Here is a 20,018-nt window from a genome sequence, read left to right as displayed (position 1 = left end):
GCCAAGCCCGAGAATGACGGCTTTTTCGTCTGATCAGACGCCCAGCCGGCTCTTCTCGCTGGCGAGATAGACCTTCAGTTCGTCCATCGACGCGAAGCTGTACTCTCCATCGGGCGTGCGGGCGCGGATCGAGCCGTCGGCATAGATCGTGAAATGCGCGTCGCCGACCTGATAGGCGCCGACGATGCCCTCGTCCGAAGCTGGGCGAGCCTCCGCCGGCGCCGGTGCGTCTTCGACGGGCCGTTCGCTCGCCTCGGCATGCGCGACAGCCTGCTGCGGCTCCACGCCGGCCATATCCGCCTGCTCGTCATGCGACGCCGACGCGACGGCTTCGGAAACCTTCGGCGTCTCGATCTCGTCACTCGCTGGCTCGGCCGGTGCCTCGAAAGCATGAGGCTCCGTCCGCGGCGGCCAATGAGGGACCTCCTCCGTAACGGGTTCCGGCTCGGCAACGGGCGGCGTATCCAGCCAGGGCTCGCGACGCGGAGAAGCGCGATCCATCCAGGATTCCGCCGCCGCGAAGGGATCGGGCTCCTGCGAGAAGGAGGGCTCGATGCGGCCGGTCTCGCGTTCCGGTTCGTTCAAATGCCCCGCGAGGCTCGCGCGCAGGGCGCTGAACTCGTCGGATTCGGGTTCGCCCTCGGCGGTAGCGGGCGCTTCGACGGCGTGAGATTGAGCAGCCGCTTGCTCCTCGACATGTTGCTCGTCCGCGGAACGGTCATCGAGGGCCGACAGCTCGTCATGCCCAGCAAAAGCTTCAGCCTCTACGGGCGGTTCGGCCTCGGCTTTCGCCTTCTCGACCGGCAGGTTCTCGTCCTTGAACGCAAAGGCGTATGGGGGCGGCTGTAGCGGCGCCGTCGACAGCGCCTCCTCAAACATATCGGGCAGCGGCTCGGCTTCCTCGGCCGCGATCGGCTCGGGCTCCGGAGCCTCCTCAGGCTCACTCTCCTCTGCCGGCTCCTGAAGGTTGTGCGTCACGAGGGCGCCGAACAGATCGCGGTCCGCCGACGCTGGTGGCGCCTCGGCGGGCGCAGGTTGAATTTCGTCTTCGGAAGACGCCAGTGCGTGTGCGACGGCGCCCGTCGCCACTGCACCGGCGACCGCACCGATCGCAGCAGGAGCTACCTTGTCCGAGAAGGAAGGGAATTCGGAACGCGACGGCGGGACCGGTTGCGGCTCGACCACAACAGCCGCGGGAACCGGCCCCTCCGGGCGGAGCGCCATCGCCTCGATCAGCGCGCGCCGTGTCGCCCTGACCTCCTTCAGGACCCATGCGAGCGACAGCATGATCAGGCCGGCGCTGCTCGCGATCGAGCCGATGATGACCTGCGTGAAGCCGCGTTCCAGCACCAGATAGGGCCAGCCGTCATAGATGGCATAGGCGCCACCGCCGAACAGGAGCACACCCAGGACGGTAAAAATCGCGATCAATTCGGTATCCTTGGCGGGGCCGCACCGACGCCGATCCGAAGCCGGCGTTTGCGCAACTATCTAACGTATTGAATAAGAGAGAGTTTCCAATCCGGACCGCTTAGAGCGAGAAATCTGGCGCGATTGTGGCGGCCTGTCGAGAAGACATATGCTTTTCGCGATCGCGGCGGTTGTGGACCGGCCCGGAGGCGCTTAACTATCGCAGGGAATGGCAGGGCCTCAACGGCTCCGCCTGCCCTGCGCAGGCCATTCTCATTTCAAGCGATTTCACAGCCCAAGGAGAGGCCTCATGTCCTTTACCCTTCCCGATCTTCCCTACGCCCATGATGCGCTCCAGCCCTTCATGTCGAAGGAGACGCTCGAGTACCATCACGACAAGCATCACCTCGCCTATGTGACCAACGGCAACAACGCCATCAAGGGCACGGAATTCGAGGGCAAGTCGCTGGAGGAGATCGTCAAGGGCTCCTATGGCAAGAACCCCGCCGTCTTCAACAATGCCGGCCAGCACTACAACCACCTCCATTTCTGGAAGTGGATGAAGCCGAATGGCGGCGGCAAGATTCCGGGCGCGCTGGAGAAGGCGATCGTCGACTCCTTCGGCTCGGTCGACAAGTTCAAGGAAGACTTCGTCGCGGCCGGCGTCGGCCAGTTCGGCTCGGGCTGGGCCTGGCTCGAGGTCAAGGGTGGCAAGCTCGCCGTCAGCAAGACCCCGAACGGCGAGAGCCCGCTCGTCCATGGCGGCACGCCGATCCTCGGCGTCGACGTCTGGGAGCACTCCTACTACATCGACTACCGCAATCGTCGCCCGGACTATCTCAAGGCCTTCCTGGAGAGCCTGGTGAACTGGGACTACGTGGCCGAGCGCTTCGACGCCGCCAAGTAATCAGGGCATTCGTCCGAATACGAAAACGGGGCCTCGCGGCCCCGTTTTTTTTGCTGGTGTCATCCCGCACGCGCCGCGGCGCGAAGTGCCGCTGCGCAGATGCGGGACCGTCATCAGGAAGAGGCGCCTTCTCGTCGCACGGTCCCGTGTCTGCGCAGCAGCATTGCACGCTGCGGCGCGCACGGGATGACAGCGCGCCCCGGCGCTCAAGCGGCGACGTTGCGCAGGAACTGGTCGACCGTCGAATCGAGGCGTTGCGCCTGGTCGGCGACCTCGCCGGCCGCGCCGCGCACCTGCTCGGCCGAGCGACCGGTTTCCTCGACGCTATCGGCGAGCACGCTGAGATCGCTCGACACCGAGAGCGCCGAGGTGCTGGCCATGGCCACGCCGCTGGCGATCTCGCCGGTGGCGATGGCCTGCTGCTCGATCGAGGTCGCGACCGAGTTCGCGAATTTCTCGATGGCGTTCATGCGCTCGGCGATATTCTGGATCGAGCCGACGACCTCGCCGGTCGCGCCCTGGATCGCGGCGACCTGCGCCACGATACGATCGGTCGCGTCCGCCGTCTGGGCCGCCAGCGACTTGACCTCGTTGGCCACCACCGCGAAGCCGCGGCCCGCCTCGCCGGCGCGCGCCGCCTCGATCGTGGCGTTGAGCGCGAGCAGGTTGGTCTGGGATGCGATGTCACGGATCAGGTTGACGACCTCGCCGATCGCGCGGGCTGTCTCGTCGAGGGCCCGCACGGACCCTGCGGTATCGCGCGAGACGGATGCCGCCTCGACGATCTCGGTGCGGACACGGCGGACCTGGAACTCGACCTCGCGGATGGCGGCACCCATCTCCTCGGCGGCCTGGGCTGCGTTCTCGACATTGCCGGAGGCGCCATGAGCGTTGTCGGCGGCGCGCGCGGCGCGCTCGGAGGATTCGGCGGCGACCCGGGCAAGACCGTCGGACGCCTCGCGCATGCGCTCGGCATTGCTCTTGAACGCCTCGAGCGCCAGGCCGACATCGGTGCGGAACGAGGTGATCGCCTGATCGACGCTTTGCTGGCGCGAGCGTCGTTCGATCTCCGCCGCGCTCTGCTTCTCTTCCAGCGTCGCCCGCTCGGCCAGGCGGATCTTGAGAACGCCGAGGGCGCGCGCGATCGCGCCGATCTCGTCGCGCCGGCCCAGCGCATCGATCTGCGTCGAGAGGTTGCCGTCGGAAATGCTGACGATCGCCTTGGTCATGCTGCGCAGCGGCCGCATCGTCCGCGACAGCGAGAACCAGAGCAGCGGTCCGAGCACGAGCAGGATGAGCAGGCCGAGCCCGATGGTCACGAACTGCTCCCAGGCGGCGCGGGCCACCAGGCGGGTCTTGTCGAAGCGCAGCGCGACATAGCCGATCTGCTTCTGCTGGCTGCCGACGCGAACAGCATGAATCTTCGTCAGGTAGACATCGTCCTCGATGTCGATCTCGTTGCGCGTCACCAACGCCTTCCAAGGCTCTTCGCCGACCCGTTCGGTCAGCCAGCGCGGCGTCAGCGACAGGCGCGCCTCCACGGTGCGCCCGGAGGAAGCAAGGCCCGCGACATCGTCCGCCACGATACCCGCATCGAAATCAGGATCGCGCTGCAGCGAGGTCAGGATATAGCCGAGCGTGCTGTTGTCTCGCGACAGGATCAGCGAGGGCGCGGCGTTGACGACCATCAGCGTCAGCGCGGTGACCTTCTGGTCGAGATCGGCGCGCGTGCGGGAATCGTTGTAGCGGGCGATGGCCATCACCACGAAGACGATCGCCACGGCGACGATCGCCACGGCGGCCGCCGCGATCTGCCGGCTGAGAGAGCCCAGGCCCTGCCCGACCGGCTGCACCGGCTCTCCCGCGCCGCCCACGCGCCTGAACACCTTCATCGAGCCGATCATCTCCGAAACCGGCGCAAGCTGCTGTGAAGAGCGGCGCCTCCAACCCGACGCCACAATGGCCGAACCCGGTAAACAAATCGCTTGCGGACGCGCGGTCCACGCTCACGCCTGCAAGGCAGCGAAGCGACGCAACGGCAGGTCGGGAGGCGGCACGAAGCCGGCAATGGCGGCATGCTCGACAGGTCGCGGCGCCACCACGGGATCGAGCGTTGCGAGCTCGGCATCGAGGAAGCCCGGATGGCACATGACGAGATGGCACGGACCGGGCTCGACGAGGAAACAAGCCAGATCCGCCGCGAAATCCCGCTGCAGATCGAAGGGCGCCACGCCGGAAAAGCCACGATTGACACGCAAGCCCCGCTTCAGCGCCGCGCTGCGGAAACCGGTGGCGAGGCCGGCGATGACCAAGGCCTTGCCGACCGCGACGCCCCGCGCGCGAATGGCGGCCGGGCTGTCGGCCGGGTCGCGCACGTAGATCGAGCCGGCCGGATAGCGCCGGGCGAGGCTGTCGAGCAGTGCCCGCCGGACTCCCGGCAGCACATGCACATGCTGATGCCCGTCGACGAAATCCGGCGGGCGGCCGAGCGCATCCTCGAAGGCGTCGAGCTGGCGCGCGATCTCCGCCGCGATCTCCTTGCGCACGGCAGACGAGAGAATGGCAGCGCGCGCGACATCCTTCAGCCCCGGCAAGGCGCCGCCCGGCGCGAGATGCGGCATCGCCGAGAGCGGGGCCGCGCAGGTCAGGTTGAGATGCAGGCCGAGATCGGCATGGCCGGCGAAAGCGGCGAGTTCCGGTGCCAGCCGACGCCAATGCGGGCGACTGGTCATCGCGCCCGTCGCGGTCAGCTTGCCGCGGCCGAGGAGATCGAGAATCGCGCGGCTGACGCCGTCCGTCATGGCGAAATCATCGGCGCACAGGATGAAGCCCTTCGCCATGGCGCGTGTCGTCCCTCGTTGGCCCGATTCGGGCTATAGCGTGCCGCCTTCCGGATGGAAACGCGCAGGTCATCCCGGACATGCCGCGTGAGTGGCGCCGATCCGGGATGACCCATGCTTTCCCCTTGGCGGGCAGTGCATTGGGTACCCTGTTTTGCCGTGGCGGGCTTGTCGCCCGGCGAGCTTTGCGGTTCTGTGCGTCGCGCATCGCCCGCGCGGCGAGCACATCCGCAGGTGAAAGGTCGTTCGTGTCGGATATCGGGTCCCAGCCGGTTCAACGTGCGCCTCGGGCTTCCCGCTGGCCCGAGCTGTCCATCGTCGTGCCCGTGCACAACGAAGCCGCCAATCTGCCCCTCCTCGTCGAGCGCCTGCGCGAGGCCCTGACCGGCGAAGTCGCATCCTGGGAGATCGTCTTCGTCGACGACGGCAGCCGCGACGACACGCTCGCCGTCATCCGCGACCTCAATGCCGCCGATCCGCGGATCAGCGCCGTCTCCTTCAGCCGCAATTTCGGCAAGGAGATCGCGATCGCGGCCGGGCTCGACCATGCGCTCGGCGACGCCGTCGTGATCATGGATGCCGATCTGCAGCATCCGCCGGAGGTCATTCCCGCCTTCCTCGCCAAATGGCGCGAAGGCTATCTCAACGTCTACGGCCAGCGCGCCGATCGCGAGGGCGAGACCCGGATGAAGCGCGGCTTCGCCAAGCTGTTCTACCGCATCTTCGGCTATTTCGGCGAAACGCCGCTGCCGGAAGGCGCGGGCGATTTCCGCCTGCTCGACCGCAAGGCGGTCGATGCGCTGCGGGCGCTGCCCGAACGCGCGCGCTTCTCGAAGGGCCTCTATGCCTGGGTCGGGTTCCGCTCGGCCGGCGTGCCCTTCCATGTCGCGGAGCGCGAGCACGGACAGTCGAAGTTCAGATATGGCAAGCTGTTCTCCTTCGCCTTCGACGGTCTCTCTTCCTTCTCGACCGTGCCGCTGAAGATCGCGACCTGGTCGGGCGTGCTCATCGCGGTGATCGCGACCTTCTCGGCGCTCTACTTCATGCTGCGGACGCTGCTGTTCGGCACCGACCTGCCCGGCTTCCCCTCGCTGATCGTCTCGATCATGTTTTTCTCCGGAATCCAGCTCGTCTCGCTCGGCATGATCGGGGAATATGTCGGGCGCATCTTCGCCGAGGTGAAGCGCCGGCCGCTCTATCTGATCGGCGAGCGCGTCGGCTTCGACGCCCGCACCGTCGACCACCCGCGCGGCGACGCCCTGCCGCCGCTGATCCGTTAAAGACCATGACAGGGCGTCATTCCCGGGCTTGACCCGGGAATCTCGTTCAGGAAGAGGCTCAGGCGCCTCAGCGTCCCGAGATGCTCGGGTCAAGCCCGAGCATGACGAGGTTGGAGATGCTCAGAAACATCCTGTCGGTCGGCGGCTATACGCTGATCTCGCGCGTCACCGGCTTCGTGCGCGATATCGCGCTCGCGGCCGTGTTGGGCGCCGGCGCGACGATGGACGCGTTCTCGGTCGCGCTGCGGCTGCCCAATCATTTCCGTGCGATCTTCGGCGAGGGCGCCGTCAACCAGGCCTATGTGCCAACCTATGCCCAGATCGCCGAGAAGGACGGGCAGGAGGCGGCCAATCTCTTCGCCGACCGGCTCTTTACCGTCCAGTTTATCGTGCAGGTCGTCCTCTTGGCGCTGGCGCTACCGCTCATGCCCTGGCTGGTCAGACTGCTGGCGCCGGGCTTCGCGAAGGATCCGGCCGTCTTCGAGCTTGCGGTCGCGCTGACGCGGATCACCTTCCCCTATCTGCTGTTCGTGACCATGGTCACCTTCCTCGGCGCGACGCTCAACGCGGTCGAGCGCTATGCCGCCTTCGCCGCCGCGCCGATCCTGCTCAACGTCTTCATCGTCGGCGCGCTGGCCGTGCCCTTCCTGTTTCCGAGCGCCGCCCATGCTGCCGCCTGGGGCGTCGCGATCTCCGGCGTCGCGCAATGGATCGTGCTCTATGTCGCGGCCAAGCGGGCCGGCGTGTCGAGCAGGCTGGTGCGCCCACGGGCGGATGCCGGCGTCCGGCGCTTCCTCAAGATGTTCGGGCCCGCCGTGATCGGCTCGGCCGGCGTGCAGATCGCGATCTTCGCCGACACGATCATCGCCTCGCTTTTGCCCCGCGGCGGCTATGCGGCGCTCTACTATGCCGAACGGCTCTACCAACTGCCGCTCGGGCTGATCGCCATCGCGGTGGGCACCGTCGCGCTCTCGGCGATGAGCCGCGCCATCGCGCGTGGCGACGACGCGGCCGCCAACCGCGCGCAGAACCGTGCCATCGCGATCTCGCTCGTTGCCAGCGCGCCCTTCGTCGCGGCCTTCGTCGCCGTGCCCGAACTGATGGTCGCCGGCCTGTTCCAGCGCGGCGCCTTCGATGCGCAGGCGAGCGCCGCGGCCGGTGCCGTGCTCTTCGCCTATGCGCTCGGCCTGCCGGCGATCGTGATGATCCGCGCGCAGGTCTCGGCCTTCCAGGCGCGCGGCGACACGACCACGCCGATGCTGGTCGCGCTGGCGGCCATCGCCTGCAATCTCGCGCTGAAGCTCCTGCTCTGGCGCGACTGGGGCGCGCCGGGCCTGGCGCTGGCGACCGCAACCGGCGCCTGGGTCAACCTGATCACGCTGTTCGTCCTGGCCAAGCGACGCGGCTGGACCGCGCCGGACCGGCACCTGCCGGGCTTCGCGGCCATCGTCTGCGGCGCTGCGGCGATCTGCAGTGCGCTGGCTTGGTGGGGCAAGCCGCTGGCGCTGAAGCTCACCGCAGCCTTGCCCTTCGAGCCGTTGCTGATGACCGTGCTGCTGGTGTCGGGTGTGGCGGCTCTCGTCTACGCCGTGCTGGCCGGCGGCCTGCTCAAGGTGACGGGGCTGCTCAGGCTGCTGCGCTGATCAGGCGACGAAACGCCCTGCTCCACCGAGCAACGCGGTCGCTTCCGCCACCATGCGCTCGGCGATCTCGCCAGCGCGCGTGACCGCCGCGGCCAGCGCCCTGCCGCCTGCCAGCGCCATCGGCGCCGACAGGATGGGATGGGCGATGCCGAGGCGCTCGGTCAACCGCGTGGCGAGCCGCGCCGGGGATCAGGCCTTGAGGCTCAGGCGGCCTTCGGCTTGCTGTGGGCGTAGTCCATGTAGAGCTCGCGGGCGCGGCGGAAGAGCGGGCCGGGCTGGAGCGTGCGGTTGTCGATGCGGGTCACCGGCATGCACTTCGAGTAGTTGCCGGACATGAAGATCTCGTCGGCCTGCTCGAAATCCTCATAGCGCAGGCTGCATTCCTCGACCGGCACGCCGCTGTCGCGCAGCAGCTTGATGACGCGCTGGCGGGTGATGCCGTTCAGGAAGGTGCCGTTCGGGACCGGGGTCTTCACGACGCCGTCCTTGGCGAGGAAGATGTTCGAGGTCGCGGTCTCCGCGACATTGCCCTGCATGTCGAGCACCAGCGCATTGTCGAAGCCGGCAGCCTTCGCCGCCTTCAGCACGCGGGCATTGTTCGGATAGAGGCAGCCCGCCTTGGCGTCGGTCGGGGCGGTCTCGTAGCTCGGGCGGCGGAAGGCGCCCTTGGTCACCGAGAAGCCGGCCGTCGGCTGCGGCATCGCCGCCTCGAACAGGCAGAGCGCGAACTGGGTCGATTCCGGATCGGGCATGATGGTCGACGGGCCATCGGCCTCGCCCCAGTACATCGGCTTGACGTAGATCGCCGTGCCGGGGGCGAATTTCTTGACGCCCTCGAACATCTTCCCGACGATGAAATCGGCCTCGACGGTCGGGTTCAGGCCGAGTGCCGTCGCCGAGCGGTTGACGCGGGCGGCGTGCAGGTCGATGTCCGGCGCGACGCCGTCGAAATAGCGGCCGCCGTCGAAGACCGAGGAAGCCTGCCAGAGCACATGGCTGCGCGGACCGACGATGCCGGGGTTGCCCTCATGCCAGGCGCCATCGAACCAGGTCCACGTCTGAGAATACCATGCCATGACGGCGCTCCATTGTAGGCGATTTAACTCAGCCGCACCGTCCTCCCCCCGTCCTTCGCCGTCAACATGCGGCGGTGCATATCGGGATGACGTGATGTGATGGAAGCGATCGGAAGGGGTGATGGATCGGAAGCTTGGCGAAACTCGGCCCTCATTTTGAGGAGCGGGCAAAGCCCGCGTCTCGAAGGATGCTCCAGGAGGCTCCGGAGCCATCTGGACCATCCTTCGAGACGCGCCTGCGGCGCTCCTCAGGATGAGGGCTCCATTGGCAATCGTCCTAGAAGCCGAGCGCCCGCAGGCCTGAGATCGCGGCCATGCCGACGAGCAGCGCCAGGAGCTCGCTGCGCCGCAGGATCATGGTGCCGACAGCGGCTAGCAGCGCAACCGCCGCAGCCCAGCCCAGCCGCTCGACCAGCGGCAGGACGGTCGCCACGACGATCGAGCCGGGCAGGGCCGCGAGCCCGCGCCGGACATGCGGGGTCAGCGGGATGATGCTCATCAGCGCCACGCCGGAGATGCGGCAGAGATAGGTCGCGGCCGCCATCGCGGTGATGGCGATGAGCGCGCCCCAGGTGCCGAGATCAGGCAGCGTCATCGCGGAACGCTCCCGTGATCGCGCCGGCGAGCGAGCCGACGATGATGAAGGCGTAGCCGTCGATAAGCCGTGCCGTGACCAGCGCGACCATGCCTGCGACGACCCAGGGCACCATGCCGCGCTTGCCGCGCCAGAGCGGCACGATCATCGCGGCGAAGAAGATCGGCATGACGAGGTCGATGCCGTAGCGGCGGGGATCGCTGACCAGCGCGCCGAGCATGTAGCCGCCACCCGTCGCGATGACCCAAACCAGCCAGAGCGCGAGCCCTGCGCCGACCAGCACGCCGAGATCGCGCCCGCCCTCGGCCCGGTAGCGCGTGCCGATCAGCCAGTTGGCATCGGTGAAGAAGAAGAGATGGAAGGCGTTGAGCGTCTTCGGGTATTTCGCGAACCAGGGCTGCAGCGAGGCGCCCTGCAGCACCATGCGGGCGTTGACGGTCGCGGTGACCACCGCGATGCCGGCGATGGCCCCCCAGGTCCATTCGGGACGCCAGAGCTCCAGCGAGACGAGTTGGGCTACGCCCGCATAGACGAAGCCGCTCATCAGCAAGGTCTCGAACAGGCTCAACCCCTTCGCTGACGCCGCCGCACCGAAGGCGACGGCGAAGACGACGATGCCGGGCATCAGCACCGAAACCTTGCGCAGGCCGAGCATCATGCCGGCGGCGGTGATCGGCGCGTCGGAGGCGGCCGGCTGCATATTCGGATCGGCTGACATGATCCTTCCAGAAGCGGAAAGCCGGCGCGAAGGTCAACGCGCAGGAACGGCGCGGCTGCATGAATTCCGCGCAGGGCGCGACAGCCTTCGGCAGGAACTCTTGAGCCTGTTCGATTTTCCGCGGAAACGCGCCGTTATTCCGGGCTTGTCCGGAATCCATCATAGAACGCCCGGCCTTACGACGGATTCCGGATCGGGGCCGCTCGCACGGCTTGTCCGGAACGACGACGCGTTTCCGAACGAATGCGCGTGTCCTAGAAGTGGCCTATGCACTGGTCCGAGGATGTCGATGCCGTCTCCCCCGCCCTGCCCGCGATCTGGCTGGTCCGGACGGGCGCGCATCCACTCAACCTGACGGAGCGCTCCGCATTACGGCGCGGCGTTGCGCGGCGGATCGTGGCGCGACAGGTCGCATGCCGTGAGGACGACGTCGCCATCGAGCATGACACCGCCGGTCGGCCGTTCCTCGCTTTGCCCGGGACGCCCCATCTTCATTTGTCGCTGGCGACGCGGGCCGGCATCGTCGTGGTCGGCTTGGCCGCGCGCCCGATCGGCGTGGATGTCGAGCGCGTCGATGCTGAAGCGCCCCCGCCGCTCGACCTGCTCCATCCGGACGAGCGCCGGCTTCTGGCTGTGACAGGTGCCGCCGCTCGCCCCCTCGCCTTCGCCCGGCTCTGGGCCGCGAAGGAGGCCTATGTGAAGGCGCTCGGCACCGGCTTCACCCGGCCGCCCGAGAGCTTCTGCGTGTCGCTGTTATCGGAGACGCGCTTCGGGATCGTCGATCCACGGCAAGGTACGGAAGCCCAAGGCGAACTGCGTCTCATGAAAAACGGCGGCCAGGATGTCCTGGCCGCCGCAGCGATCGTTCTCGACTGAAGCCGGGCCTCAGCCCGGCTGGCTGGCCGGCTTCTTCTTCAGGACGTAGCCCATGATGCAGACGAAGACCGCGCCGATCACCGCCGCCGCATAATGCGGCAGGTTGGCCGGGCCGATGCCGAGCGGGCTCACATCGGTGGAAACCGGGACGACCCAGGTCGGCCAGTTCGCCTGCAGCCAGCGCAGCACCGCGATATCGCCGAGGATCATCTCGGCCGCGATCCAGCCGAGCAGCGCCGCGCCGAGCCAGACCAGGATCGGGAAACGCTCGATGATCGAGGTCAGGAGCTGGGCGCCCATGATGATCAGCGGGATCGAGAGCAGCAGGCCGAAGATGAAGAGCTCGGCATGGCCGCGCGAGGCGGCGGCGATGGCGATGACGTTGTCGAGGCTCATCACCGCGTCGGCGATGGCGATGGTGCGCACCGCCTTCCAGAGACTGGTGCTGGCCTCGATGTCCGCATGAGCCTCATCCTCGCCGACGGCGAGCTTGATGGCGATCCAGAACAGCAGGACGCCGCCGATCACCTTCAGATAGGGCACGCCGAGCAGATAGGTCACGACCAGCGCGAAGATGATGCGCAGGCCGACCGCCGCGCTGGCGCCGAGCCAGATGCCGATCTTCTTGCGGTTCTCCGGCAGCGACCGGCAGGCGAGCGCGATGACGATCGCGTTGTCGCCCGACAGCAGCAGGTCGATCCAGATGATCTGCAGCAGCGAGATCCAGAAGGTGGAGGAGGAGAAATCCATCGTTGTTTTTGCCCTATTGCCGGGTGGTCAGTGCGCCGGATCGGGCCGGCGCGATTTGATGAAGTAGCCGAGGCTGACCACGAGCAGGGCGCCCAGGATCGCGGCCGGATATTCCAGCTTGTGCAGCAACTCCTCGCCGAAGCGGCCGATCAGCCAGGGGTCGCTGTCGAACATCTCGCCGGCGACCCAGCCGAGCAGCGCCGCACCCGCCCAGACCAGGATCGGGAAGCGCGTCAGCAGGTTGGTGATCAGCGAGGCGCCGAGCACGATCAGCGGGATCGAGATGATCAGGCCCGCGACCAGCAGCGGGATCGAATCCTTGGCGACGGCGGCGATGGCGAGCACGTTGTCGAGGCTCATGACGATGTCGGCGATCGCCACCGTCTGCACCGCCTTCCAGAGCTTGCTGCTGGCCGTGATCGAATCCTCGTCCTGGCCCTCGTCCTCGACGATCAGTTTCACCGCGATCCAGATCAGCAGGCCCGCGCCGACGATGCGCAGAAAGGGCGTGTTGAGCAGCGAGGCGATCAGCACCGTGAAGACCACGCGCAGCACGACCGCGACGCCCGCACCGAGCGCGATGCCCTTGGTCCGCTGCGCCGGCGCCAGCGCGCGGCAGGCGAGCGCGATGACGACGGCGTTGTCGCCGGACAGCACGATGTTGAGCAGGACGATCTCGGCCAGCTTGCCCCAGACAAGCGGGTCGACGAAGGAGACCGACGACAAATCCATTTCATCAAATCCTTGCAGCCAAATTCCGGCTCACAGCGCCTGCTCGACCGCCTTGCCGGCGGCTTCCGTGCCGAGCGAGCCGCCGAGATCGCGGGTGCGGGTGCGGGCGTCGCCGAGCGCGCGCTCGATCGCGGCCTCGATCCCCTTGGCGGCCTCGTGCTCGCCGAGATGGTCGAGCATCATCGCGCCCGACCAGATCATGCCGACGGGATTGGCGATGCCCTGGCCCGCGATATCCGGCGCTGAGCCATGGACCGGCTCGAACAACGAAGGATGGTCGCCCGTCGGATTGATGTTGCCGGAGGGGGCGATGCCGATCGTGCCGGTGCAGGCCGGGCCGAGATCGGAGAGGATGTCGCCGAACAGGTTGGAGGCGACGACGACGTCGAAGCGGTCCGGATTCAGGACGAAATGCGCGGTCAGGATGTCGATATGGTACTGGTCGACGGCAACGCCCGGATAATTCTTGGCCATCTCCTTCACCCGCTCGTCCCAGTACGGCATGGTGATGGAGATGCCGTTGGACTTGGTGGCCGAGGTCAGCTTCTTGCGCGGGCGACGCTGGGCCAGTTCGAAAGCGTATTTCAAGACGCGATCGACGCCGACGCGGCTCATCACCGTCTCCTGGATGACGATCTCGCGCTCGGTGCCGGCATACATGCGACCGCCGACGGAGGAATACTCGCCCTCGGTGTTCTCGCGGACGACGAAGAAGTCGATATCGCCGGGCTTGCGGTTGGCGAGCGGGCCGGGAACGCCCGGCATCAGCCGCACGGGGCGCAGGTTGACGTATTGGTCGAACTCGCGCCGGAACAGCAGGAGCGAGCCCCAAAGCGAGATATGGTCCGGCACCTGCTGGGGCATGCCGACGGCGCCGAAATAGATCGCGTCATGGCCGCCGATCTTCTCCTTCCAGTCGTCCGGCAGCATCTTGCCGTGCTTGGCGAAGTAGTCGCAGGAGGAGAAATCGAACTCGTCGAGACGCAATTCGAAGCCGTATTTCTTCGAGGCGGCCGCGAGCACGCGGAGACCCTCGGGCATGACTTCCTTGCCGATGCCGTCGCCGGGGATCACGGCGATGCGGTAAACGCGGTTGGTCCCAGTCATACGGCTTCTCCGAAAAAGGCTTCGAACTCCGCGGCGACGAGATCGGGGACCTCTTCCGCGAGATAATGCCCGCCCGGGAGGGCGTGGCCGCGCACATCCTGCGCACGCTCGCGCCACAAGGCCAGAGGGTCGAAGCACTTGCCGATGATGCCGCGCTCGCCCCAGAGCGCCAGCAGCGGCATGGCGAGCTTGCGGCCGGAATCAGCATCGTCATGGGCGATGTCGATCGTCGCAGCGGCGCGATAATCCTCGCAGCTGGCATGGATCATCGCGGGATCGCGGAAGCAGCGCAGATATTCGGCGAGCGCCTCCGGCTCGAACAGCCGCATGTCGGAGGCGCGCCGGCTCGTCCAGTAGAACTCCGGATCGCTCTCAATCATGCGCTCGGGCATCGGCGCCGGCTGGATCAGGAAGAACCAGTGCCAGTAGCCGCGGGCGAAGGCGTCGGTCGTGTCGCGGTACATCTCGCGCGTCGGCGCGATGTCGAGGGTCGCAAGCTTCAGCACGCGCTCGCCATGGTCGAGCGCCAGCCGGTGCGCAACGCGCGCACCACGGTCATGCGAGCCGACGAAGAACCGCTCGTGGCCGAGCGCGCTCATGACCTCGGCCATGTCCTGCGCCATGGCGCGCTTCGCGTATGGCGCGTGATCGGCGGCGCTCGGCGGCTTTTCGGAATCGCCGTAGCCACGCAGATCCGGGCAGACCAGGGTGAAACGCTCGGCCAGCCGGGGCGCGACGCGGCGCCACATCACATGCGTCTGCGGATAGCCGTGGAGCAGGAGCAGCGGCGGCCCCTCCCCGCCCGTCCGCACGCGAATCCGCGGCCCCGACGTCTGGACGTCGAGCAGGCGAAAGCCAGGGAACAGATTGTCCGTAACGGGACGTTCGGTGAGAACCATAGGACCGCAGCAATGCAAGAATACGTCAGCGCTTACCCCGAAAGCCCGGGGATTTCGCGCACGGATTATTACATAATCTCGATCAATGGTTGGAAGGGTCGGCTCTGGGGCCGTGGCAGCCTGAGCCGTCATGCTCGCCCTTGTGGCGAGCATCCACGTCTTGAACACGGCCTTCGAGCAGCGAAGGCGTGGATGGTCGGGACAAGCCCGACCATGACGACGAGACGGTCTTAGCCGCGCAGCGTCGCGCCATAGCGCTTGCCGATCTCGGCGACGATCTTGCTGCCGACGGCCTCGATCTCGGCTTCGGTCAGCGTCTTCTCGGTCGGCTGCAAGGTGACCGCGAGCGCGACCGACTTCTTGCCGGCCTCGACGCCCGCGCCCTCGTAGAGATCGAAGACGCCGACATTGGCGATCAGCGCGCGATCCGCGCCTTGCGCCGTCTTGACCATGTCGCCGGCCGCCACCGCCTTGTCGACGATGAAGGCGAAGTCGCGTGTCACCGGCTGGAAGTCGGAAAGCGCGAGCTTCGGCTTGACCTTGGTCGGCTTGGCCTTGGGCAGCGGCAGCGTATCCAGATGGATCTCGAAGGCGACCAGCGGACCCTTCACGTCGAGCGCCCGAAGGATCTTGGGATGGACCTCGCCGAAGGCGCCGATCACGCCCTTAGGGCCGAACTGGAGCGTGGCCGAACGGCCGGGATGCGCCCAGGCCAGGCCGCCAGCGACGATCTGGAGACCGCCGGTCGGGATGCCGAGCCCGGAGAGCAGGCCGAGCACATCGGCCTTGGCATCGAAGACGTCGACGGGCTTGGCGCCGCCATCCCAGCGCCGGCCGGTGCCGTCGAGACGGGCGGTGCCGCGGCGCAGGCCGGTCGCGGCGATGAGCTGGCCTTCCGGCTCGTCGCTCTTGAAGACCTGCCCGACCTCGAACAGCGCGACATCCGGGAAACCGCGATCCGCGTTGCTCTGCGCGGCACGGATCAGCCCCGGCAGCAGCGAAGGCCGCATGTCCGAGAGATCCGCCGCGATCGGGTTGGCGAGCGCAAGCTTCGGCGAGCCCCCGCCGAAGAGCTTGGCCTGGTCATGCGAGATGAAGGACCAGGTCACGGCCTCGACGAGGCCGCGCGCCGCGAGCGTGCGCTTGGCGGTGCGGGTGCGCTTCTGCAGCACGGTCAGCACCGGCTTGACGACCTCGCCCTTGATGCGCGGCAGCGGCGTCGAGGCGACGCGGTCGAGCCCGGCGATGCGGACGATCTCCTCGACGAGATCAGCCTTGCCGCCGACATCGGCCCGCCAGGACGGGACCGCGACCTTCACCCGTTCACCAGTGCCCGAGACGTCGAAGCCGAGCGAAGTCAGCGCCGCCTGCATCTCGTCCTGCGGCAGGTCGAGCCCGGTCAGGCGCTTGACCTCGGACCAGGGGAAATCGATCGCGGCCGGGCTGGCGGGCAGTTCGCCGACGAATTCCATCTCGGAGGCCTCGCCACCGCAGAGCTCGATCACCATCGCGGTTGCGAGATCGAGGCCGGGACGGGCGAAATCGGGATCGACGCCACGCTCGAAACGGTAGCGCGCATCCGAATTGATGCCGAGCGCGCGGCCCGAACGAGCGACGTTCAGCGGGTCCCAGAGCGCGCTCTCGATCAGCACGTCGGTGGTCGCCTCGCTTGAGCCCGAGGCCTCGCCGCCCATGATGCCGGCGAGCGACTCGACGCCGTGCTCGTCGGCGATCACGACCTGCTCCTCGGTCAGCGTATAGGTCTTGCCGTCGAGTGCGAGGATGGTCTCGCCTGCCTTGGCGCGGCGGACGGTGAGGTTACCCTTCACCTTGGCGGCGTCGAAGACATGCAGTGGCCGGTTGCGGTCGAGCGTCATGAAATTGGTGATGTCGACCAGCGCGTTGATGGGCCTGAGGCCGACGGCGCGCAGACGAGCCTGCAGCCAGTCCGGCGAGGGGCCGTTCTTGACGCCGCGCACGAGGCGCAATGCGAAAGCCGGGCAGAGCTTCTTGTCGTCGCCAGCGAAATCCAGCGTGACCTTGACCGGGCACGGGAAGGAGCCGCCGATCGGCTGGATAGCCTTCGACTTCAGCTTGCCGAGGCCGGCGGCGGCGAGGTCGCGGGCGATGCCGGCTAGCCCAAGCGCATCCGCGCGGTTCGGCGTCACCGCGATCTCGATCACGGCATCGTCGAGCCCGGCATAGAGCGCGTAGGGCTGGCCGACGGGCGCATCCGCCGGCAGATCGATGACGCCGTCATGATCGTCGGAGAGCTCGAGCTCGGCTTCCGAGACCAGCATGCCGTTCGATTCGACGCCGCGGATCACGCCCTTGCCGAGCGTGACCTTCTTGCCGGGGATGTAGCTGCCCGGCGGCGAGAACACGCCCTTCATGCCGGTGCGGGCGTTCGGCGCGCCGCAGACGACCTGCACGGGTTCGCCCGCGCCGGTATCGACCATGCAGACGCGCAGGCGGTCGGCGTTCGGATGCGGCTTCGCCTCGATGACATAGGCGATGGTGAAGGCGGAGAGCGCGGCGGCGCGATCTTCGATCGCCTCGACCTCGAGGCCGACGCGGTTCAGGGCATCGGTGATCTCCGCAACGGAGGCGTCGGTGTCGAGATGCTCTTTGAGCCAGGAGATCGTGAACTTCATGCGTCTACGTCCATCGGGGCGAACACTTCCACCAGACGGAAGCGTTCGCAAAGCAAGGGCATGTCGGGGCTGAAGACACCGATGCGCCGGAAATAGGATTCGTGGGCATCCCGCCAGAAGGCCAGGGAGCGGTCCCCCTCCCCTTCGTCGAAGGCGAAGGCCTCGTCAACTTCGTCGAAGCGGCGCGGCACGAGTTCGAGCGTCTCGATGACGCAGACGGGCCGGCCTGTGCCGTCGAGCACGATCCAGAGCTCATTGAGCTTGGGGCAATCGGGCGCATCGAGCGTGTTCGCCGTCGCGATCTTGCGGCCGCTGACGACCAGCGCAGCAAGCTCCGTCGCGAGCTCCGGGCTGTCCCCGAAGGAAAAGCTCGGGCAGCCGCGATAGCGCTCGGGAACGGATGCTAGGAGGTCAGCGCGCATCGCGCCCCACTTGGCCCGGCGCCGCCGGCAGCGCATCGTTGAGCTTGTTGGCGCCGTCGGTGCTGATCTTCATGGCGTTGCCGCGCCAGCTCACCTCGCCGCCGACGAAGGCGTAAGCCCAGATGCCGGGGAAGGCGATGTCGCGCGCCAGCATGGCGAAGGGCGAGCGCCAATTCAGGAACCAGCCGACGCTCGCGGACAGCAGGATATCGCCGGCATACCAGACCAGCAGCACGAGCAGCGGCGCGAGCCAGACCGGCAAGCCGATGGCCGAAGCGCCGAAGGCTGCGAGCACGGCGGCGAGGAAGGGCGTGGACAGAATTTCCAGCAAGAAGAAGGGCAGGAACGTCACGCGCCGGAGCCGCGCCCAGCGGAACTGGCGCTGCACGGCGTCCCTCAGTCGGCGCCGGCCAAGCGGCTGCTCGAAGGGTTGGCCGACGAGATGGACATGCCGGCCAGTGGCGCGCACCAGCTTGGTCGAAGCCGCATCCTCCGCGATCTCGGCGCCGAGCGCGGCGATGCCGCCATTGGCGTCGAGGAACGGCTTGTTCCAGAGCATCGACTTGCCCTGCGCGAAGCCGAGGCCCAGCGCCTCGCCGACATATTGCCAGCGCGCCTGGAAGGCGTTGAGGAAGGCGCACTCGACCTCGGCACCGAAGCACAGCGGCCGGGAGCCGGCCGGCGTCGAGCAGACGAGGCCGGTCGTGGGCTGCCAGGCGGCCAGCATGCGCTGGATATAGTCCCGGGGCATCAGCACGTTGGAATCGGCGAGGATGACCCAGTCGGTCGCCGCCGCTTCCCAGCCGCGCACGCAGTTGTTGAGCTTGGGATTGGCGCTGACCGGCACGTCGCCGACGATCAGGCGGACCTTCTCGGGACCGTAGATGCCGATCAGTTCCTCGATCAGCGGGATGATAGGGTCATGCGCGTCGGCGACGCAGAAGACCGTGCTGTAGCGGGGATAATCGAGTTCCAGCCCCGAGACTGCCGTCTCCCGGCTGAAGGCCTCGATACCGCGCACCGGCCGGACGATCGTGACCGGCGGCAGGGTGTCGAGCAGGGCCGAGCGCTGCAGGGGCCGGCGCAGCCGCCAGAGCGCGATGGCCTGGCTGAGCAGGTTCATCACGACCAGCAGCACGGCGATCGTCGCCGCCCAGCCCGCAGGCGTCATCGCGCCCTCCCCTGCCCGGCCCGTGCCGTCATGACGAGAGGCCGCCCGTCAGCGTCGGCAGGTCGAGCGGGCGGAAGCCGTAATGCGCGAGCCATCGCACATCCGCCTCGAAGAAGGGGCGCAGGTCCGGCATGCCGTATTTCAGCATGGCGATGCGGTCGATCCCCATGCCCCAGGCGAAGCCCTGATAGACCTCCGGATCGAGCCCGCAATTGCGCAGCACGTTCGGGTGGACCATGCCGCAGCCGAGGATCTCCAGCCAGTCGTCGCCCTCGCCGAAGCGGATTTCGCCGCCCTTGCGCGAGCACTGGATGTCGACCTCCATCGAGGGCTCGGTGAAGGGGAAGAAGGACGGGCGGAAGCGCATCTTCACGTCGTCGATCTCGAAGAAGGACTTGCAGAACTCCTCGAGGATCCACTTGAGGTGGCCGAGATTGGCGGACTTGTCGATGACGAGCCCCTCGACCTGATGGAACATCGGCGTGTGGGTCTGGTCGGAATCGTTGCGATAGGTCCGGCCCGGGCAGATCACGCGGATCGGCGGCTGCTGCGCCAGCATGGTGCGGACCTGGACCGGCGAGGTATGGGTGCGCAAAAGCTTGCGCTCGCCGTTCTCGTCCGGCGCGAAGAAGAAGGTGTCGTGCATCTCGCGGGCGGGATGGCCGACCGGGAAGTTGAGCTTGGTGAAGTTGAGGTCGTCGGTCTCGACATCCGGCCCCTCGGCGATGGCGAAGCCCATGTCGCCGAAGATCGCGGTGATCTCGTCGATGACCTGGCTGATCGGATGAATGCGGCCGCGCGCCTCCGGGCCGTCCTGCACCGGCAGCGAGATATCGACGCGCTCGGAGGCGAGCCGGGCTTCGAGAGCAGCCTCGCCCAGCGCTTCCTTGCGCGCCGCGATCGCACTCTGAACCCGATCGCGCAGGCCGTTGATCTGC

The 20,018-nt window shown here is 67.4% G+C and carries 19 protein-coding genes; 4 read left to right on the top strand and 15 right to left on the bottom strand.

Going from position 1 to position 20,018, the window contains the following annotated elements; translation table 11 throughout:
- Window positions 1–33: 33 nt before the first annotated feature.
- Window positions 34–1,404 carry a hypothetical protein gene (locus JHD80_RS19670; protein WP_199090889.1) on the bottom strand — a complete coding sequence of 457 codons (1,371 nt, stop codon included), beginning with the start codon at window positions 1,402–1,404 and terminating at the stop codon, window positions 34–36.
- Between the two features lie 316 nt (window positions 1,405–1,720).
- On the opposite strand from JHD80_RS19670, the gene JHD80_RS19665 reads away from it, so the two are divergent.
- Window positions 1,721–2,317, top strand: coding sequence for a superoxide dismutase (locus JHD80_RS19665; protein ID WP_047581229.1), 597 nt, complete (start codon window positions 1,721–1,723; stop codon window positions 2,315–2,317).
- Between the two features lie 206 nt (window positions 2,318–2,523).
- Here JHD80_RS19665 and JHD80_RS19660 read toward each other — a convergent pair whose 3' ends face one another.
- The gene (locus JHD80_RS19660; protein WP_199090887.1) at window positions 2,524–4,209 is read right to left on the bottom strand and encodes a methyl-accepting chemotaxis protein; all 1,686 of its coding nucleotides are present in this window, start codon (window positions 4,207–4,209) and stop codon (window positions 2,524–2,526) included.
- A gap of 114 nt (window positions 4,210–4,323) precedes the next feature.
- Entirely contained in the window at window positions 4,324–5,157 is an 834-nt protein-coding gene (locus JHD80_RS19655; RefSeq protein ID WP_199090885.1) for a ChbG/HpnK family deacetylase, read from the bottom strand.
- A gap of 257 nt (window positions 5,158–5,414) precedes the next feature.
- Here JHD80_RS19655 and JHD80_RS19650 point away from each other — a divergent pair, with 257 nt between their 5' ends.
- Both JHD80_RS19650 and murJ read left to right on the top strand, forming a co-directional pair.
- Window positions 5,415–6,437, top strand: coding sequence for a glycosyltransferase family 2 protein (locus JHD80_RS19650; RefSeq protein WP_349237310.1), 1,023 nt, complete (start codon window positions 5,415–5,417; stop codon window positions 6,435–6,437).
- Between the two features lie 116 nt (window positions 6,438–6,553).
- On the top strand, window positions 6,554–8,080 hold the full coding sequence (gene murJ, locus JHD80_RS19645; protein WP_199090881.1) for a murein biosynthesis integral membrane protein MurJ: 1,527 nt from the start codon (window positions 6,554–6,556) through the stop codon (window positions 8,078–8,080).
- On the opposite strand, the gene JHD80_RS19640 is transcribed toward murJ, so the two are convergent.
- The 4 genes from JHD80_RS19640 to JHD80_RS19625 form a co-directional block, all read right to left on the bottom strand.
- Window positions 8,081–8,245, bottom strand: coding sequence for a hypothetical protein (locus JHD80_RS19640; RefSeq protein WP_199090879.1), 165 nt, complete (start codon window positions 8,243–8,245; stop codon window positions 8,081–8,083).
- Between the two features lie 38 nt (window positions 8,246–8,283).
- Entirely contained in the window at window positions 8,284–9,156 is an 873-nt protein-coding gene (locus JHD80_RS19635) for a branched-chain amino acid aminotransferase (RefSeq protein WP_199090877.1), read from the bottom strand.
- A 277-nt stretch (window positions 9,157–9,433) separates the two neighbouring features.
- A complete protein-coding gene (locus tag JHD80_RS19630) occupies window positions 9,434–9,751 on the bottom strand; it encodes an AzlD family protein (protein WP_199090875.1) in 318 nt (105 codons plus the stop codon).
- Window positions 9,738–10,469 carry an AzlC family ABC transporter permease gene (locus JHD80_RS19625; RefSeq protein ID WP_248311664.1) on the bottom strand — a complete coding sequence of 244 codons (732 nt, stop codon included), beginning with the start codon at window positions 10,467–10,469 and terminating at the stop codon, window positions 9,738–9,740. Before JHD80_RS19625 ends, JHD80_RS19630 begins: the two co-directional genes overlap by 14 nt.
- Window positions 10,470–10,736: 267 nt before the next feature.
- On the opposite strand from JHD80_RS19625, the gene JHD80_RS19620 reads away from it, so the two are divergent.
- The gene (locus tag JHD80_RS19620) at window positions 10,737–11,345 is read left to right on the top strand and encodes a 4'-phosphopantetheinyl transferase family protein (RefSeq protein WP_199090873.1); all 609 of its coding nucleotides are present in this window, start codon (window positions 10,737–10,739) and stop codon (window positions 11,343–11,345) included.
- A 9-nt stretch (window positions 11,346–11,354) separates the two neighbouring features.
- Here JHD80_RS19620 and JHD80_RS19615 read toward each other — a convergent pair whose 3' ends face one another.
- From JHD80_RS19615 to pheS, 8 genes are all read right to left on the bottom strand, one after another.
- Window positions 11,355–12,095, bottom strand: a complete 741-nt coding sequence (locus JHD80_RS19615) for a TerC family protein (RefSeq protein WP_199090870.1) — start codon at window positions 12,093–12,095, stop codon at window positions 11,355–11,357.
- A 27-nt stretch (window positions 12,096–12,122) separates the two neighbouring features.
- A complete protein-coding gene (locus JHD80_RS19610) occupies window positions 12,123–12,827 on the bottom strand; it encodes a TerC family protein (RefSeq protein WP_199090868.1) in 705 nt (234 codons plus the stop codon).
- A 30-nt stretch (window positions 12,828–12,857) separates the two neighbouring features.
- A complete protein-coding gene (locus JHD80_RS19605; protein ID WP_199090866.1) occupies window positions 12,858–13,934 on the bottom strand; it encodes a tartrate dehydrogenase in 1,077 nt (358 codons plus the stop codon).
- A complete protein-coding gene (locus tag JHD80_RS19600; protein WP_349237309.1) occupies window positions 13,931–14,746 on the bottom strand; it encodes an alpha/beta fold hydrolase in 816 nt (271 codons plus the stop codon). The genes JHD80_RS19605 and JHD80_RS19600 overlap by 4 nt, the downstream gene beginning before the upstream one ends.
- A 317-nt stretch (window positions 14,747–15,063) precedes the next feature.
- Window positions 15,064–17,487, bottom strand: coding sequence for a phenylalanine--tRNA ligase subunit beta (pheT, locus tag JHD80_RS19595; protein ID WP_199090862.1), 2,424 nt, complete (start codon window positions 17,485–17,487; stop codon window positions 15,064–15,066).
- The gene (locus tag JHD80_RS19590) at window positions 17,484–17,945 is read right to left on the bottom strand and encodes an ASCH domain-containing protein (protein ID WP_248311663.1); all 462 of its coding nucleotides are present in this window, start codon (window positions 17,943–17,945) and stop codon (window positions 17,484–17,486) included. Before JHD80_RS19590 ends, pheT begins: the two co-directional genes overlap by 4 nt.
- Entirely contained in the window at window positions 17,899–19,080 is a 1,182-nt protein-coding gene (locus JHD80_RS19585) for a ceramide glucosyltransferase (RefSeq protein ID WP_199090860.1), read from the bottom strand. Before JHD80_RS19585 ends, JHD80_RS19590 begins: the two co-directional genes overlap by 47 nt.
- 28 nt (window positions 19,081–19,108) lie before the next feature.
- Window positions 19,109–20,018 (bottom strand): phenylalanine--tRNA ligase subunit alpha (gene pheS, locus JHD80_RS19580; RefSeq protein ID WP_199090858.1); only part of this gene is annotated, 910 nt, incomplete at its 5' end.

The organism is Allobosea sp. ASV33, from assembly GCF_016428755.1.
Classification (GTDB): domain Bacteria; phylum Pseudomonadota; class Alphaproteobacteria; order Rhizobiales; family Beijerinckiaceae; genus Allobosea.
Note: the sequence above shows the minus strand (reverse complement) of the source record. Positions and strands in the feature narration are given on the sequence as shown.